The sequence below is a fragment of the Peptoniphilus sp. HMSC062D09 genome, from assembly GCF_001811425.1.
Classification (GTDB): Bacteria; Bacillota; Clostridia; order Tissierellales; family Peptoniphilaceae; genus Peptoniphilus_A.
The window spans coordinates 7,412-22,361 of the sequence record NZ_KV804746.1 but is presented as its reverse complement, the minus strand read 5'-3'; the positions used below and the strand labels follow the sequence as shown (position 1 = coordinate 22,361).

15 protein-coding genes are annotated in these 14,950 nt (G+C 33.8%); all 15 read left to right on the top strand.

Features of this window, described 5'->3' with window-relative positions; genetic code table 11:
- Window positions 1-80 precede the first annotated feature (80 nt).
- Window positions 81-941: a MerR family transcriptional regulator gene (locus HMPREF2801_RS08645; protein WP_070611932.1), complete on the top strand. Its 861-nt coding sequence runs from the start codon at window positions 81-83 to the stop codon at window positions 939-941.
- A 134-nt stretch (window positions 942-1,075) separates the two neighbouring features.
- Window positions 1,076-1,969 (top strand): UDP-N-acetylmuramate dehydrogenase, encoded by an 894-nt coding sequence (murB, locus tag HMPREF2801_RS08640; protein WP_070611930.1) that lies wholly within the window; start codon window positions 1,076-1,078, stop codon window positions 1,967-1,969.
- A 12-nt stretch (window positions 1,970-1,981) separates the two neighbouring features.
- A complete protein-coding gene (gene rapZ / locus HMPREF2801_RS08635; RefSeq protein WP_070611929.1) occupies window positions 1,982-2,848 on the top strand; it encodes an RNase adapter RapZ in 867 nt (288 codons plus the stop codon).
- Entirely contained in the window at window positions 2,833-3,801 is a 969-nt protein-coding gene (yvcK, locus tag HMPREF2801_RS08630; RefSeq protein ID WP_070611926.1) for a gluconeogenesis factor YvcK family protein, read from the top strand. Before rapZ ends, yvcK begins: the two co-directional genes overlap by 16 nt.
- 45 nt (window positions 3,802-3,846) lie before the next feature.
- Window positions 3,847-4,863 (top strand): type 2 isopentenyl-diphosphate Delta-isomerase, encoded by a 1,017-nt coding sequence (gene fni, locus HMPREF2801_RS08625; RefSeq protein ID WP_070611924.1) that lies wholly within the window; start codon window positions 3,847-3,849, stop codon window positions 4,861-4,863.
- Complete coding sequence (locus tag HMPREF2801_RS08620; protein ID WP_070611922.1) at window positions 4,864-5,385, top strand: HutD family protein; 522 nt, start codon at window positions 4,864-4,866, stop codon at window positions 5,383-5,385.
- A 181-nt stretch (window positions 5,386-5,566) separates the two neighbouring features.
- Window positions 5,567-5,731 (top strand): HD domain-containing protein, encoded by a 165-nt coding sequence (locus HMPREF2801_RS09555; protein ID WP_256387808.1) that lies wholly within the window; start codon window positions 5,567-5,569, stop codon window positions 5,729-5,731.
- Window positions 5,694-8,312 carry a CRISPR-associated helicase Cas3' gene (cas3, locus tag HMPREF2801_RS08615; RefSeq protein WP_371327454.1) on the top strand — a complete coding sequence of 873 codons (2,619 nt, stop codon included), beginning with the start codon at window positions 5,694-5,696 and terminating at the stop codon, window positions 8,310-8,312. Before HMPREF2801_RS09555 ends, cas3 begins: the two co-directional genes overlap by 38 nt.
- Window positions 8,313-8,316: 4 nt before the next feature.
- Complete coding sequence (locus HMPREF2801_RS08610; protein WP_070611919.1) at window positions 8,317-10,002, top strand: type I-E CRISPR-associated protein Cse1/CasA; 1,686 nt, start codon at window positions 8,317-8,319, stop codon at window positions 10,000-10,002.
- A gap of 9 nt (window positions 10,003-10,011) precedes the next feature.
- Window positions 10,012-10,623, top strand: a complete 612-nt coding sequence (casB, locus tag HMPREF2801_RS08605; RefSeq protein ID WP_070611918.1) for a type I-E CRISPR-associated protein Cse2/CasB — start codon at window positions 10,012-10,014, stop codon at window positions 10,621-10,623.
- Window positions 10,613-11,701 carry a type I-E CRISPR-associated protein Cas7/Cse4/CasC gene (gene cas7e / locus HMPREF2801_RS08600; protein WP_070611916.1) on the top strand — a complete coding sequence of 363 codons (1,089 nt, stop codon included), beginning with the start codon at window positions 10,613-10,615 and terminating at the stop codon, window positions 11,699-11,701. The genes casB and cas7e overlap by 11 nt, the downstream gene beginning before the upstream one ends.
- Window positions 11,694-12,407: a type I-E CRISPR-associated protein Cas5/CasD gene (cas5e, locus tag HMPREF2801_RS08595; RefSeq protein WP_070611913.1), complete on the top strand. Its 714-nt coding sequence runs from the start codon at window positions 11,694-11,696 to the stop codon at window positions 12,405-12,407. Before cas7e ends, cas5e begins: the two co-directional genes overlap by 8 nt.
- Before the next feature lies 1 nt (window position 12,408).
- Entirely contained in the window at window positions 12,409-13,047 is a 639-nt protein-coding gene (cas6e, locus tag HMPREF2801_RS08590; RefSeq protein WP_070611911.1) for a type I-E CRISPR-associated protein Cas6/Cse3/CasE, read from the top strand.
- 1 nt (window position 13,048) lies between these two features.
- Window positions 13,049-13,993 (top strand): type I-E CRISPR-associated endonuclease Cas1e, encoded by a 945-nt coding sequence (cas1e, locus tag HMPREF2801_RS08585; protein ID WP_070611909.1) that lies wholly within the window; start codon window positions 13,049-13,051, stop codon window positions 13,991-13,993.
- The gene (gene cas2e / locus HMPREF2801_RS08580) at window positions 13,993-14,895 is read left to right on the top strand and encodes a type I-E CRISPR-associated endoribonuclease Cas2e (RefSeq protein WP_070611907.1); all 903 of its coding nucleotides are present in this window, start codon (window positions 13,993-13,995) and stop codon (window positions 14,893-14,895) included. Before cas1e ends, cas2e begins: the two co-directional genes overlap by 1 nt.
- Window positions 14,896-14,950 lie beyond the last annotated feature (55 nt).

Here is a 14,950-nt window from a genome sequence, read left to right as displayed (position 1 = left end):
CCTTCGGGGTATCTTTTTTTTATAAACTTTTATTGACTTGAACCCAAGGGGCAGGCTTAGACTATAAGTGGAGGTGGATTATGAAGAGAAGCGAAGTAGAAAAAATTACTGGACTTAGGCGAAAGGCAATTTTATATTATGAAGAGAAGGAGTTGATTTCGCCAGCCTTTGAGGAAAATAATTACAGAAATTATTCAGAAGAAGACCTTAATAGACTTATAAAAATTTCTCTTTATAGAAGACTTGGACTAAATATAAGCGAAATAAAAAATATTTTAGATTCTAATAACAAGGAAATTGGAAAAATTTTAAGAGACCGAGACTATAAAATTGAACTAGAAAAAAATAAAAAGAATTTGTTGGAAAGAATAATTAGGGGCGATGATTTAAAAGAAATCACTGATGAATTAAGTACTTTGGAAAAGGAAGAGAGCATTTACGAGAAACTTACAAGAATTTTCCCAGGATATTTTGGTCAAGCTTTCTTTATGACTTATAAGCCCTTTTTAAAAGAAAAATTAAAAGAAGATGAAGAAGAAGCCTTTAATGAATATGTAAATTTTTTGGACAGTCTTCCTGAAATTGATTTTACAGAAGAGGAAAAGAGTTATATAGAAAATTTGACTAGTGATTTTAAAAATGAAGACTTGGAAAAAATAAACATTGAAAAAATCAAGGCGGCCTATAATTTTGAAGACTGGCTAAGGGAAAATGAAAACAATGTAAAAGCCTATGAAAAATTTTTAGAAAGCCATGAGTATAAAAATAGCCCACTAAAAACAATTAGGGACAAGATAAAGAATTATATGATAAAAAATAACTATTACGAAGTGGCCTTACCACTAATTAGAAAAATGAGCCCAGCCTATGATGACTATTACAAAAAACTTTTAGAAAGCAATGAAAAGTTTTTAAGGCAAGTGGATTTTAAGGAAAACTAAATTTAAAAGAACATTAAACTCTATTCTTTTACTAAGAGAATGGAGTTTTTTATTATATTTTTTTAAATAATAGAGAAGTTAATATTTATGGCCTTTAATGATATAATTATGGTAATAATATTTCGAGGTGTTATATGAAATTTAATATAAATGAAAATTTGGGAGATTTTTTTTATGACGAGCCCATGACAAACCACACTTCCTTTTGCGTTGGTGGACCGGCTAAGCTTCTCATAAAGCCAAAGGACGAGGAGTCTCTCATTGAAATTTTAAAAGAAATTAAAGAAAATAATTATAATTTTTATATCCTTGGCAATTGCACAAATATTATTGTGAAGGACAAGGGCTTTGATGGAATTATTATTAAGCTTAAAAATAAATTAAATGAAGTGAAAAAAATCTCTGACACAGAAATTTATGGAGGAGCAGGTGCCAGCCTAAAGAAGATCAGCGAGTTTGCCATGGAAAATTCTCTTACTGGACTTGAGTTTGCTCACGGCATACCAGGTTCTCTTGGCGGCGGCGTTGTAATGAATGCTGGTGCCTATGATGGAGAGATGAAAAATGTCATTAAGAGCGTGAGACTTTTAGACGAAAATTATGAAGTGATAGAAGTGCCCTGCCAAGATATGAATTTTTCTTACAGGCATTCTCTTGTGCAAGAGAGAGATTTAATTGTCCTCGGTGCGACTTTTTCTTTAAGTCCTGGAAGTAAGGATGAAATAAGAGAAAAGTACGAGGAATTTGACCGAAGACGAGCTGAAAAGCAACCTCTCGATATGCCTTCTGCTGGCTCTACCTTTAAGAGACCAACTGGATATTTTGCTGGCAAATTAATTGACGATTCAGGTCTAAGGGGCTTTACTCACAAGGGGGCAGGCATTAGTGAGAAACACTGCGGCTTTGTTGTAAATAAAAATAAGGCAACTGCAAGTGACGTCCTTGAAACTATTGAGATTGTGCAAAAAGTTGTCCATGACAAGTTTGGCGTAAATTTGGAGAGAGAAGTTAAAATTATTGGAGATTAATTTGGTGATTTTATGGAACTTATAATTATTACTGGAATGAGTGGCTCAGGCAAGTCCTATGCCCTAGATGTTTTTGAAGACTTGGGCTATTATGCCATGGACAATCTTGCACCTGCTCTTCTTCCAAAATTTTGCGAGATGGCACTTGATGCCAAGAGCAAAAATTTTGATAAGGTTGCCGTGGTTGTAGACTTAAGAAGTGGCGAGTTTTTCAATTCCTTTTTCTCTAGCTATGAAGATTTAAAGGGAATGAATGTAAAGACAAGACTTTTATTTCTCTACGCCGACATGGAAACTATTGTGGCAAGGTATAAGGAGCTAAGACGCCCTCACCCCATGAATTCCTCCATAGTTGAGGGCTACAAGTTTGAGGAAGAGACCCTATCTAAGGTAAAGGACAATGCTGATTTTGTCATTGACACAAGTGGGCTTTCCACAAAAAATTTGAGGACACAACTTATGGCCTTTGTTTCCTATGATGAGAAGGACAATTTTGCCATTGAAGTTACAAGTTTTGGTTACAAGAGCGGAATTTTAATGGATGCCGACCTTGTTTTTGATGTTAGATTTTTGCCAAATCCTTTTTATATCAAGGAGCTAAAAGATTTAAATGGAAAGACTGAGGAAGTCAAAAATTATGTGATGAAGTGGGATGTGACAAGGACCTTTATTGACAAGACCATTGATTTACTTGAATTTTTGATTCCCAATTATATGGCAGAGCAAAAGAGAGTTTTAACTATTGGCATTGGTTGCACTGGTGGTTTTCACAGGTCAGTGACTATTGCCGAAGAGATTGGCAGACTTCTAAAAGAAGAATACAAGTCAACTTATGTCACTCATAGAGATATGGAGAAAAATTTATGGAAAAAAAGATAGCAGTCCTTGGTGGAGGTACGGGAATCTCCACTATTTTGCGTGGACTAAAAAATTACACAAAGGACATTTCTGCTGTTGTCTCCATGTCCGATGACGGTGGCGGCAGCGGTATCCTCAGGAAGGAATTAAATATTCTCCCGCCAGGTGATGCCAGGAGATGTTTAATTGCCCTATCCAACACTGATGAAACCCTAAAGGAACTCTTAAACTACAGATTCGCTTCAGGGACCTTAAAAAATCAAAATGTGGGAAATATTTTAATCGCTGCCTTAACAGATATTTTTGGGTCCTTTGACAGGGCTCTAATAGAAATGAGCAGCGTCTTTAATGTCACAGGAAAAATCATACCAGTAACCTTAGATGAAACCCATCTCGTTGCAGAATTTGCCTCCAAGGACAAGGTAGTTGGCGAGTCCTACATTCCAAAGATGTGTTATAGATTAAATACGAGAATCGAGAAGATGAGCATGATTCCTCATTATCCAAGGGCAAATGATGATGCCCTTAGGGCAATTTTAGATGCCGACATAGTTATAATTGGTCCAGGCTCCCTTTACACTTCTATTATTCCAAATTTTTTAATAGCAGGAATAAATGAAGCCCTAAGAGACACAAGGGCACATGTAATTTACATTGCCAATGCCATGACCCAAAAAGGGGAGACAAAAAACTATTCCCTAAAAGACCACTTTGATGCAATTTTAAAACACACAGACTACGAATTTATAGACGAAGTCATTGCCAACGATTTTAGGGCAAACCATGAGGTTTATGAAAATTATTACAATAAGGATGAGTCCCTTCCAATTTTTGTAAGCCATGAAGACAGAGCTTATTTTAAGGAGAAAAAAGTAAAGCTTACAGAGGGCGAATTTATCGACATAAAGGATGGCTTCATCAGGCATGACGGCGAAAAAATTGGAGCAAGTATTTTTAAGGAAGCCTTATTGTAAAAAAATTTATAAAATGATATGATTTACTTGTTAAAGGAGGATGCAATGAGGAAATATAGAAAGACAGAGCATATAGAAAATTTTCTTCGCACAACTTATGTTGGCGATACACTTTTTTCTGATATCTTTTTGTATAATGACTCTATTCCAGAAATAGATTACGACGAAATTGATACAAGCGTAAATTTTTTAAATAAAAAAGTAAACTTCCCACTTATGATTAATGCCATGACTGGTGGCAGCAATCTTTCAGAGGAAATAAATAGAAATCTTGCCAATGTGGCAAAGGAATTTGATTTGCCTATGGCTGTTGGCTCACAGACAATAGCCCTTGAAGATGAAGATTCAAGAAAATCCTTTGAAATTGTAAGGGAAATAATTAAAGATGGAATTGTAATTTCAAACTTAAATGGATTTTCTACAGTTGAAGATGCAAAAAAAGCTGTAGAATTTTTGTCTGCCGATGCAATTCAAATCCACCTAAATCCTGCCCAAGAACTTGTGCAAGTTGAAGGCGAGAGGAACTTCTGTGGCATACTTAAAAATGTAGAAGAAATAGTAAAAAAATCTGAAGTGCCAGTTATAGTAAAAGAAGTTGGCTTTGGCATGTCACCAAAAACAGTAAAAAAACTTTACGACATTGGTGTTAGATATGTGGACATATCAGGCTACGGTGGCACAAACTTTTTTGAAATAGAAAATCTTAGAGACCCAAATTCAGATATATCAGATTTATTTTCTTGGGGAATACCAACTGCCCTATCCTTAATCGAAGCAGATAGACTAAAGCTAAAAGACCTCTATATAATTTCTGCTGGCGGCGTAAAAAATTCCATGGACATAGTTAAGAGCCTAGCAGCAGGAGCATCAATGACAGCAATTAGCGGCGAAATCTTATCTTACATCGTTCGCGGCGGTTATGAATACACCTTAAAATATATTGAAGGACTAATCGAAAAGACTAAGATGCTAATGATGCTTTCAGGTGTCAAAAATATAGAAGAACTAAAAAAAGTTGACTACAAAGTCACTGGAAAATTAAAGGATTTATTAGGTGATTAAATGAAATTCATAAAAAAAGATGACTTTAAAGATTCAAAATGGTCAGCAGGAGTAACAACAGAAGTCTTTATTTATCCAGAAGGCGCAAGTGTTGGTGAGAAAAACTTCGATTTTAGAATTTCCACTGCAACTTGCAATGAAAAAATTTCAAACTACACACCTTACAAGGGCTTTAACAGATACATTGCCCCAATAAATAATGTAATGAATATAGAAACAGCAGGCGAAAAATTTGTCTTGACTCCATATGAAGTTTTATTTTTCAATGGCGATGACGAGACAAAATCCTCTGGCGATGTGAGAGACTTCAATTTGATTTACAAAAAGGGGCTTGACGCAAAGATGTACACCCTTAACATCAATAACTTTGAATTCGAGGCAAAGTCTCGTGCAGTGATATTTAATTACGATGCTGACTTAAAAGTAGATGGAAAAGAATTTGAAAAATTTTCAGCAGTATATCTTGAAAAAGAAAAAATTAACATAGAAGGCCTTGGCAAAATAATAATTTGCGAATTTTGATAATATTTATAAGATGATCTCCTTACTTTAAAAAGTAGGGAGTTTTTTTATTTTAAATCCTATATAAAAAAATATTTCTTATTTCAATTGAAATAAGATGTTAAAGTGGTAAAATTTTATTAAAGAGAATATATTTTTTATATTAGCAAGAGAAAAATTTTAAAATTATCAGGAGAATATTATGATAAATAAATTTTTTTGGGCGAAGAAAGAAGAAAAGGGTGGACTTTTTAAATGGCTGCCTCTCAAACAGCATCTCGAAGATACAAAAAATGTAATTTGTTGTCTTTGGGAGCATTATTTAAGCCTTGGTCAAAAATTTCATCATAAATTCCTTGAACTTTAATTCAGTAGATCTTAGTGGAGAGGAAATTGCAAAAAACCTCTCTATTTTTTTGGCTTTGACACATGATTTACATAAGTGTTCCCCAGCCTTTCAAACTATGCCAGGCTACAATAATTCAAGGGATTTAGATGATTATTTAATCGAAAGATTAGAATCAAATGGATTTTATGACTTAAAAAATTTTGACAGAGCATCAGCTAATAAAAGTCATCACGCTCTCGGTTCAGAGTGCCTCCTTTCTTGGTATGGAGTGGGCGATGATGTAGCATCCATAGTTGGTGCTCACCATGGCAAGCCAATTGACAGCAAGAGAATAATTGACATTCAAAAATCTTCTTATGCTTCAAATTATTTCCAATACGAAGATGAGGAAAATGAGTTACATAAAAAATGGGACGAAGAGCAGAGAAAAATTTTTAAATATGCCATGGATGAAGCTGAGTTTAAAAGTATAGAAGATATTCCAAAAATTTCTCAAGAAGGAGCCTTTCTTCTTTCTGGTCTTCTAATTATGGCAGACTGGATCAGCAGTAATGAACATTATTTTCCACTTTTTGACATAGAAAGTTTTGTGCCAGAGGATAGTTACCAGCGTTTTATAGAAGGTTGGAGCAAGTGGTATAAAAACGACCCAATAATTATTAATAATTTTTCTGAACCAAGAGAAATTTTTAAAAATAGATTTGGTTTTGACTCTCCTAATGAAATTCAAGAAAAATTTGTAGGTGCAATTTCTGATACAAAGGATCCAGGACTTATAATTTTGGAAGCGCCAATGGGCATTGGAAAGACAGAGGCATCTCTTGTTGCTGTAGAAGAATTAATTTACAAAACCAATAGGAGTGGGCTTTTCTTTGGACTGCCAACTCAAGCTACTTCAAATGGAATGTTTACAAGAGTGGAAGATTGGCTTGAAAGTTTATCAAAAGACCTTGAGTCAAATGCAAGCATTAGGCTTGCCCACAGCAAGGCATCATTAAACGATAATTATACCAGTCTTGCAAAAAATGTGGATCCCGAAAATGAAGAAGGCAGCGTAATTATTAATGAGTGGTTTTCAGGTAGAAAGCAAACTGCCTTAGACGATTTTATTATTGGAACTGTGGACCAATTTTTACTTCTTGCACTAAAACAAAAACACTTGGCACTTAGGCATCTCGGTTTTACGAAAAAAGTTGTAGTTATAGATGAGGTCCATGCCTACGATTGCTACATGATGCAGTATTTAAAGGAAGCTCTTAGGTGGATGGGTGCATATAAAGTTCCTGTAATAATTTTATCGGCAACTCTTCCTAAAAAAAGGAGACTTGAACTTGTGGAAAACTATATGAGAGGTGGCGGCCTCAAGTGGAAGGAAATAAAAAAGCCTGAAGAAGTTTTATCCACTGCCTATCCCTTGATTACCTATACTGATGGCGACGAGATAAAAGTTCAAAATAATTTTAGAAAAATAGCAAATAAAGAGATAGAAGTCATAAGAGAAGACAAGGAAAATTTATTAGATTTGTTGAAACAGCTTTATGAAAATGAGGGCGTAATAGGAGTAATTTTAAACACTGTAAAGGATGCACAAGAACTTGCAATAGAGTGTGAAAAATTATTTGGAAGTGATTCTGTTGAACTCTTGCACTCCAATTACATTGCAAGACATAGGGTTGAAAGAGAAAATTTATTACTCAGCTTAGTTTCAAAAAATGCAAAGAGACCAAAGAGAAAAATTATAATAGGAACTCAAGTTATTGAACAAAGTCTTGATTTAGATTTTGATGTAATGATAAGCGACCTCTGCCCCATAGATTTACTTATACAAAGAGTGGGAAGACTGCAAAGACACGACATAGATAGGAGTGAATTTTACAAAGTCCCAAGACTTTATGTCCTTGGCACAAGTGAAACTTTTGAATATGAGGAAAAGACCAAGGCTATTTATGACGAATATATTTTAATGATGAGTGATTACTTTTTGCCTCAAGTTATAAAAATTCCAGAAGATATTTCTACTTTAGTTGATAAAGTTTATGAAGGGGGAGAAGTAGACTTAGCAGAAGATTCTTTGAGATTAATGGATGAGAGATCCCTTAAAAGAAAAGTTAACATTAGCAATAAAGAAGAAAGGGCGAAGACTTATAAGCTGGGGAAACCAGATAGCACTGGCAAAAAATCTCTCATAGGTCTTTTGGAGACTCCAGTACCACTTAATACAGAAGAAATTGGATATGCCAGGGTAAGAGACATTGACGACACAATAGAAGTTATTGCCCTGAAAAAAGTTTCTAAGGGCTATGGAAGCTTTAGTGATGGCGTGGATCTTTCTATGGATATAGATAATCCAGAAACTGCAAAAATTATTGCCAGAGAAACACTAAGACTACCCCTAGTCCTAAGCAAGTTTCCAAAGGCTTTTGAAAACACTATAAAAGAACTTGAAGTATATAATAAAAAGAACCTTGCAAGTTGGCAAAGTAAAACTTGGCTCAAGGGATCTCTTGGAATTATTTTTGATGAAGATAGTAGCTTTATATTAAATGGTTATAAATTAAGATACGATAAAAAATTTGGTTTATTTTATGAAAGGGTGTGAAAATTTGGGACGATATAATTTATTGGAAGAAAGTTGGATTTCAGTTGTTGAGGCGAAAAACTCAGAGAGTAAAAAAGTTTCACTTATTGAAATTTTTGAGAATGCAGAAAAATATACAGACATTGCAACAGACACTAAGACTCAAGATTTTGCAATAACTAGACTTTTATTAGCTATTTTGCAAACTGTTTTCTCTCGCTTTGACTACCAGGGGAATCCTCACATAGGAATTGAACTTGATGAGAAATTTAGGCAAGTTCATGATGTAGATGAAGATGACATTGATGACTATACAGATAGTTTAAGAGAAACTTGGGAAAACTTGTGGGAAAGAAAAAAATTTCCAAAAATAGTTTCAGATTACTTAAATGTGTGGAAGGATCACTTTTACTTTTTAGATGACCAGTATCCTTTTTACCAAGTGAGGAAGGAAGATATTGGCGAGAAAAATATTAACAAGAAAAATCCAAGTTCAATTAGTGGGAAAAACATAAATAGAATGATTTCTGAAAGTGGAAATAAGGTTGCACTCTTTTCTCCTAAGTCTGATGCAAATTCAAACAAGGAGATATTAAAAGAAGATGAGGCCTTAAGATGGCTTTTGACCTTCCAAGGCTACTCTGGACTTTCTGATAAAGTAATTTTTGGCAAAGATAAATATGATGTTCCAAATTCAAAGGGTTGGCTATTTGACATTGGTGGAATTTATTTATCTGGCAAAAATTTATTTGACACACTTCTTTTGAATTTAATTTTGCCAAATCCAGATGAAAACTTTATTGGAAAAATAGAAAGACCTTGTTGGGAATATGATAGCTCAGAAATTATTAGAAACTACTTATCTAATAAAAACCCAGATAATTTGTCAGAACTATACACAAATTGGTCAAGAGCAATCTATGTTGATCCTAAAAAAGATTTTAATGAAGCTTTTTATTTTGACATCGTTAAGATACCAGAGATAAATCATCTGGATGCATTTTTAGAAGCAATGACACTTTGGAAAATTGATGCCAGTGGACCAGACAAAGATAAATTCAAACCAAGAAAACATACTTTTGGTGAATCGCTTTGGAGGTCCTTTGGATTAATTTCAAACCTAGATGAAACAAGTGAATCAAAGACAAAAGTACCTGGAATAATTAAGTTTAACAATAATTTAAAGGAAACCATTGGCGAATATGAAATTGTCATAAAATCCATAAGTATGAAAGATGATGGCAATGCAACTTCTTGGGTACCCGTAGATGAAATTTATGACGACATGGCGATAAAGGAAATGGTACTTAGTGATACCTATAAAAATGGTTGGGTGCCTAGAATAAATGATGAGGTTGAGCTTACCAAAAAAGTTGTATCTGGAATTTTTGGATATTTTATTTCTGACCTAATGACAGTTAGAAATGACAAGAGTAAAACTTTTAAAAATCAAAAAATTGAGGAACTTTATTACAAACTCAATGAGCCCTTTAAGGTATGGCTTGCTAGCATAGAGAAAAATGATGACAAAAATAAAAAGACTAGAGAGTGGAGAGATGAATTAAAATCTCTTGTAAAAAATGAAGCAAAAACAATTATTTTTGAGGCAAGTTCAAGAGATTACAGGGGCATCGAAAAAGATGGAAAAGTTATGAATATTGCTACTTGTTACAACAAATTTATAAATATTTTAAATAAAACTATAGGATAGGAGGATAAAATGGTTAAAGAAAAGAGCAAGACCTTTAGAGTTGAATCGGTCACAAGAAATATATTAAGTGAGCTTGAATCTGAAATTAACTCTAGTAATGGCAGGGCAAATTTAGCTAATATTAGAAATTCTATTAATAGACCGCTGACTGAATCTATTGATCTTTTGCCTTTGCTTTTCAGATATTTGCCGGAGGATTTTTTAAGTTCTGATGGAAAATTATCTCTAGAAGAAAAAGCAATAGTGACAACAATTCAGCTTTATGCACTACATCAACAAGCTGAATCAGATAGTGTTTTATTAAGTAAAGATGCAGAAAAGTGGAAAAATTTTGGTTATTCACTAAGTTTTCTCAGAAAGGGAGAGGATTCTTTAGCAGCAGACAGAAGATTTAACACTATGATTACTTCATCAACCTTTGAAGAATTGTCACATCACATGAGACAAATGATAAAACTTTTAAAGTCAAAGACTGATGCGAAAGTTAATTATACAAAACTTTCAGGAGATTTATATAAATTTTTAACTGGATATGGAGAAGAAGTAAAATTCTCATGGGCAAGCAGATACTATTTTGTAAAAAATGAAAAAGAAGAAGGAGTAGAAGAAAATGAAAACTAATAATTTATTTATGGATGTTAACGCTATTCAAACTTTGCCACCATCAAATATAAATAGAGATGACACTGGTAGCCCTAAGACTGCACAATATGGTGGAGTTAGGAGAGCTAGAGTAAGTTCTCAAAGTTGGAAGAGAGCAATAAGAAGTTATTTTTTGGAAAATTCTGAAGACGGCAATGTTGGAGTGAGAAGTTATAAAATTCCTGATTATATCGCTTCAAAAATAAAGAAAATTGATTCAAGAATAAATGATGAAGAAGCACTAAAGATGGCTGATGAAATCTTAAAAGATGCTGGAGTAAAGACTAAAAACTTTAAAACTACAGCCTTGTTTTTCTTGGGAAATTCTCAAGCGGAAAAATTAGCAAGAGCTGCAGTAGATGGAGTTAAGGATAAAAACTTATTAAAGGAAATGTTAAAAGATGATCCAGCTGTTGACTTGGCACTTTTTGGACGAATGGTTGCAGACGATCCATCGCTTAATGAAGATGCATCTTGTCAAGTTGCTCACGCAATTTCAACTCACTCTGTAGAAACGGAATTTGATTTCTTCACAGCAGTTGATGACTTGCAAGAAGAAACAAATGCAGGAGCAGGAATGCTAGGAACAATTGAATATAATTCCTCAACTTTATATAGATACGCCAATGTTGCTGTTCACGAATTTGTGAAACAACTATCCGATAAAAAAGAAACAATTAACGCCTTAAAACTTTTTGTAGAAGCTTTTGCAAAATCACTTCCTACAGGAAAAGTAAACACTTTTGCAAACACAACTATACCTTCATTCATTATGATTACTTTGAGAGAGGATAGACCAGTAAACCTTGTAAGTGCCTTTGAAAACCCAGTAAAGGCTTACAAAAATGAAGGCTTTGTAGAAGAATCAGTAGAAAAACTTTTGAAAGAATACAAAAAATCAGAAAAATTTGTAGAAGAACCTCTTGCAACTTTTTGCCTATCACTAAATGAATTTAATAGCATTGATGGAATAAAAGTTGAAGATAATTTTAAAGCTCTATTAAAAGATTTAGAAGAAAAACTTGGAGAAATAATACCTGACGAATTGGGTGAGTAAATTGAAAAGTATTTTATTAAAACTTCAGGGACCTTTGCAAGCTTGGGGCACGGGCTCAAATTTTGAAACCAGGCATACTGATGACTATCCATCAAAGAGTGGAGTTTTAGGCTTGCTTGCAGCCTCTCTTGGATACAGGCGAGATGAAGAAGAAAAATTAAAAAAATTAAATGAATTAGACTTTGGAGTGAGAATCGACCAGGCAGGAGTTCTATTAAGAGACTATCATATTGCGCAAAAATTAAAATCTAATGGCACCCTTGATAGAAACTATGTAACAAATAGATATTATCTTTCTGATGCCATATTTTTAGTAGCTTTAAGTCACAGTGACGATGATTTTATAAAAGAGATTTATGAAAGCTTAAAGAAACCTTACTTCCAAACATTCTTAGGGAAAAGATCTTGCCCAGTTACTTATGATTTTATCATGGGAATTTATGAAGAAGAAGCAATTGAACTGTTAAAAAAGACAGATTGGCAAGCAAGTAAATTTAATAGATTGACTAAGAGCAATAGACTAAAAATTTGTGGCGATTCAAAAATTATAAATAATTCCAGAGAAAAACTTAGAAAGGATAAGGCAATCTCTTTTTCACAAAGAGAGAGAAAGTTTGACTATAGGGGCGAATCATTCTTATACATCGAAGTAGATAGAAATGTGGGCGAAACTGAGCACGATGCCTTTGGAGCAATAGGAGGTTAATATGTATATATCACAAGTTGAAATTGACCTTAACAACAGAAGAAAAATTAGAGACCTCACTCATCTTGGAGCCTACCACAATTGGGTTGAGATGAGTTTTCCAGAGGAAATTAATGAAAATGAGCGCAGCAGGAAACTATGGAGAATTGATAGAATAGGCGATAGAACTTTTCTTTTAATAGTATCAGAAGTAAAGCCTGATTTAAAAGCCTTGGAAAAATATGGAGTAGATAATACTGCAAGGACAAAGGATTATGAAAAGTTTCTAGAAAAACTAAAAGAAGGTCAGACACTTAGATTTAGAGTAGCCTTAAACCCTGTAATATCAAAAATGGATGAAAATACTAAAGGCAGAGGAAAAATATATCCCTGCTACAACATCGAAGACCAAAGAAAATTTTTCTTAGACAGATCCTTAAAAAATGGATTTGAATTAAAAGACGAAGATTTTCAAATAGTTGAAAGAGCACATCCTCTTCTCAAGAAAAGAGGCATGAAACATGTAAAACTAAATAAAGTTGTCTATGAAGGTAAGCTTAAAATAAAAGACAGAGAAAAATTTATAAAGACACTTAAAGAGGGCATAGGAAGAGAAAAAGCTTATGGATTTGGAATGATGACTGTTATACCGGTGATGTAAAATGAATGAAATTGCTGGTGGGAAAAAGCCTGAGCTTACAGAATTACCTCGAATCGAAGATAGGGTTAGCTTTATTTACCTTGAGCACGCAAAGATAAATAGACAAGACGGAGCACTGACAGTTGTTGACAGCAGGGGAATAATAAAAATACCAGCTGCCATAATTGGGATATTGATGCTAGGGCCAGGTACAGACATAAGCCATAGAGCAGTTGAATTATTAGCTGACACAGGCACATCTATAATTTGGGCTGGAGAAAGAGGAGTAAGACTTTACGCTAATGGAAGACCCTTGGCACATTCGACAAAATTCCTTGAAAAACAAGCAGTATTATTTTCAAACAGGAATACTAGATTATTAGTGGCAAGAAAAATGTATCAAATGCGATTTCCAGATGAAGATGTCATGAAACTCACTATGCAGCAGCTTCGAGGAAGAGAAGGAGCCAGAATAAGAAACTTATACAGAAAAGAAGCCAAACTGCACGGAGTTGAATGGACAAAAAGAGATTACGATCCAGATAATTATGAAGAGGGCACAATAGTGAACAAGGCGCTATCAGCGGCCAATGTAGCACTATATGGAGTTTGTCACAGCGTAATAGTTGCCTTAGGAATGTCGCCAGGACTTGGCTTCGTCCACACAGGTCACGATAAATCCTTTGTCTATGATGTAGCAGATTTATATAAGGCTCAATACACAATACCCCTTTCCTTTAAAATAGCAGAAGAAGCATCAGAAGACGACGACATAGGAAGAATGGCTAGACAAATGCTTCGAGACAAGTGTGTGGATGGAAAGTTAATGAAAAAAATTGTGGAAGATTTACAGTATTTAATGGAAATAAATCCTGATGATTTAGTAAATTTAGATACCATAAGTCTTTGGGATGACAAGGGAAAATTAGTAAAATATGGAGTGAATTACACAGAAGGTGATAACTAATGCCTTTCACAGTAATAACACTATCAAAAGTTCCCAATTCCCTTAGAGGAGATTTGAGCAAATGGCTGCAAGAAGTTGCTACTGGAGTATATGTTGGAAATCTCAACACTAAAGTTAGAGAAAAACTTTGGGAGAGAGTAAAAGATAATTTAAAAGATGGCGAGGCGACAATATCTTATTACAACAGGAACGAAATTGGCTATAACTTTGAAACCATAAATGGAATTAGAGAAGTAATAGATTCGGAGGGTATTCCACTGGTTCTTGTAAAAAAAGAAGAAAAAGAAAGAGAAAATACCTTAAAAGAAGGATTTTCAAAAGCAGCTCAATTTAAAAAAATAAAAAATATAGAGCATAGCAAATTAAAAAAAGAAGTAGAGAAAGAAAAAGCAAAAGAATATGTAGTAATAGACATAGAAACAGACGGGCTAGACATAAATAATAATAAAATTATTGAAATAGGTGCAGTGAAAGTAGGAAAAAACAGAGAAGAATTTCACAGATTGATAAAAATTCAAGAAAAATTGCCAGAAGAAATAGTAAGGCTCACTACTATAGATGATGAAATGCTAGAAAGAGAAGGAGTACCTTTAGGAAAAGCCTTAAAAGAATTTTCTGAATTTATTGGCGAAAATAACCTTGTGGGATATAACGTAAACTTCGACATACAATTTTTAAACGAAGCCTTGGATAGAGAAAATTTGCCAAAAATAAAAAATAAAGTTTATGACATCATGCAATTTGTAAAAAAAGAAAACTTATTTCTTAAAAATTATAAACTTAAGACAGTTTTGAAAACCTATGGAATTGAGGAAGAAGTACCTCATAGAGCATTGGAAGACTCAAGATTGGAAGAAAAATTAATTTTGAAAGTGAAAAAATTATTGGACACTTTAAAATAAAAAAGGCAAAATCATGGGATCTTTTAAGTGTAGTCCCCGCGTGGGCGGGGGTGAT

What these genes read in the sequence shown, in the direction of transcription:
- HMPREF2801_RS08645 (WP_070611932.1), top strand. Translation starts at nt 81, where the DNA reads ATGAAGAGAAGCGAAGTAGAAAAAATTACTGGACTTAGGCGAAAGGCA.
- murB (WP_070611930.1), top strand. Translation starts at nt 1,076, where the DNA reads ATGAAATTTAATATAAATGAAAATTTGGGAGATTTTTTTTATGACGAG.
- rapZ (WP_070611929.1), top strand. Translation starts at nt 1,982, where the DNA reads ATGGAACTTATAATTATTACTGGAATGAGTGGCTCAGGCAAGTCCTAT.
- yvcK (WP_070611926.1), top strand. Translation starts at nt 2,833, where the DNA reads ATGGAAAAAAAGATAGCAGTCCTTGGTGGAGGTACGGGAATCTCCACT.
- fni (WP_070611924.1), top strand. Translation starts at nt 3,847, where the DNA reads ATGAGGAAATATAGAAAGACAGAGCATATAGAAAATTTTCTTCGCACA.
- HMPREF2801_RS08620 (WP_070611922.1), top strand. Translation starts at nt 4,864, where the DNA reads ATGAAATTCATAAAAAAAGATGACTTTAAAGATTCAAAATGGTCAGCA.
- HMPREF2801_RS09555 (WP_256387808.1), top strand. Translation starts at nt 5,567, where the DNA reads ATGATAAATAAATTTTTTTGGGCGAAGAAAGAAGAAAAGGGTGGACTT.
- casB (WP_070611918.1), top strand. Translation starts at nt 10,012, where the DNA reads ATGGTTAAAGAAAAGAGCAAGACCTTTAGAGTTGAATCGGTCACAAGA.
- cas7e (WP_070611916.1), top strand. Translation starts at nt 10,613, where the DNA reads ATGAAAACTAATAATTTATTTATGGATGTTAACGCTATTCAAACTTTG.
- cas6e (WP_070611911.1), top strand. Translation starts at nt 12,409, where the DNA reads ATGTATATATCACAAGTTGAAATTGACCTTAACAACAGAAGAAAAATT.
- cas1e (WP_070611909.1), top strand. Translation starts at nt 13,049, where the DNA reads ATGAATGAAATTGCTGGTGGGAAAAAGCCTGAGCTTACAGAATTACCT.
- cas2e (WP_070611907.1), top strand. Translation starts at nt 13,993, where the DNA reads ATGCCTTTCACAGTAATAACACTATCAAAAGTTCCCAATTCCCTTAGA.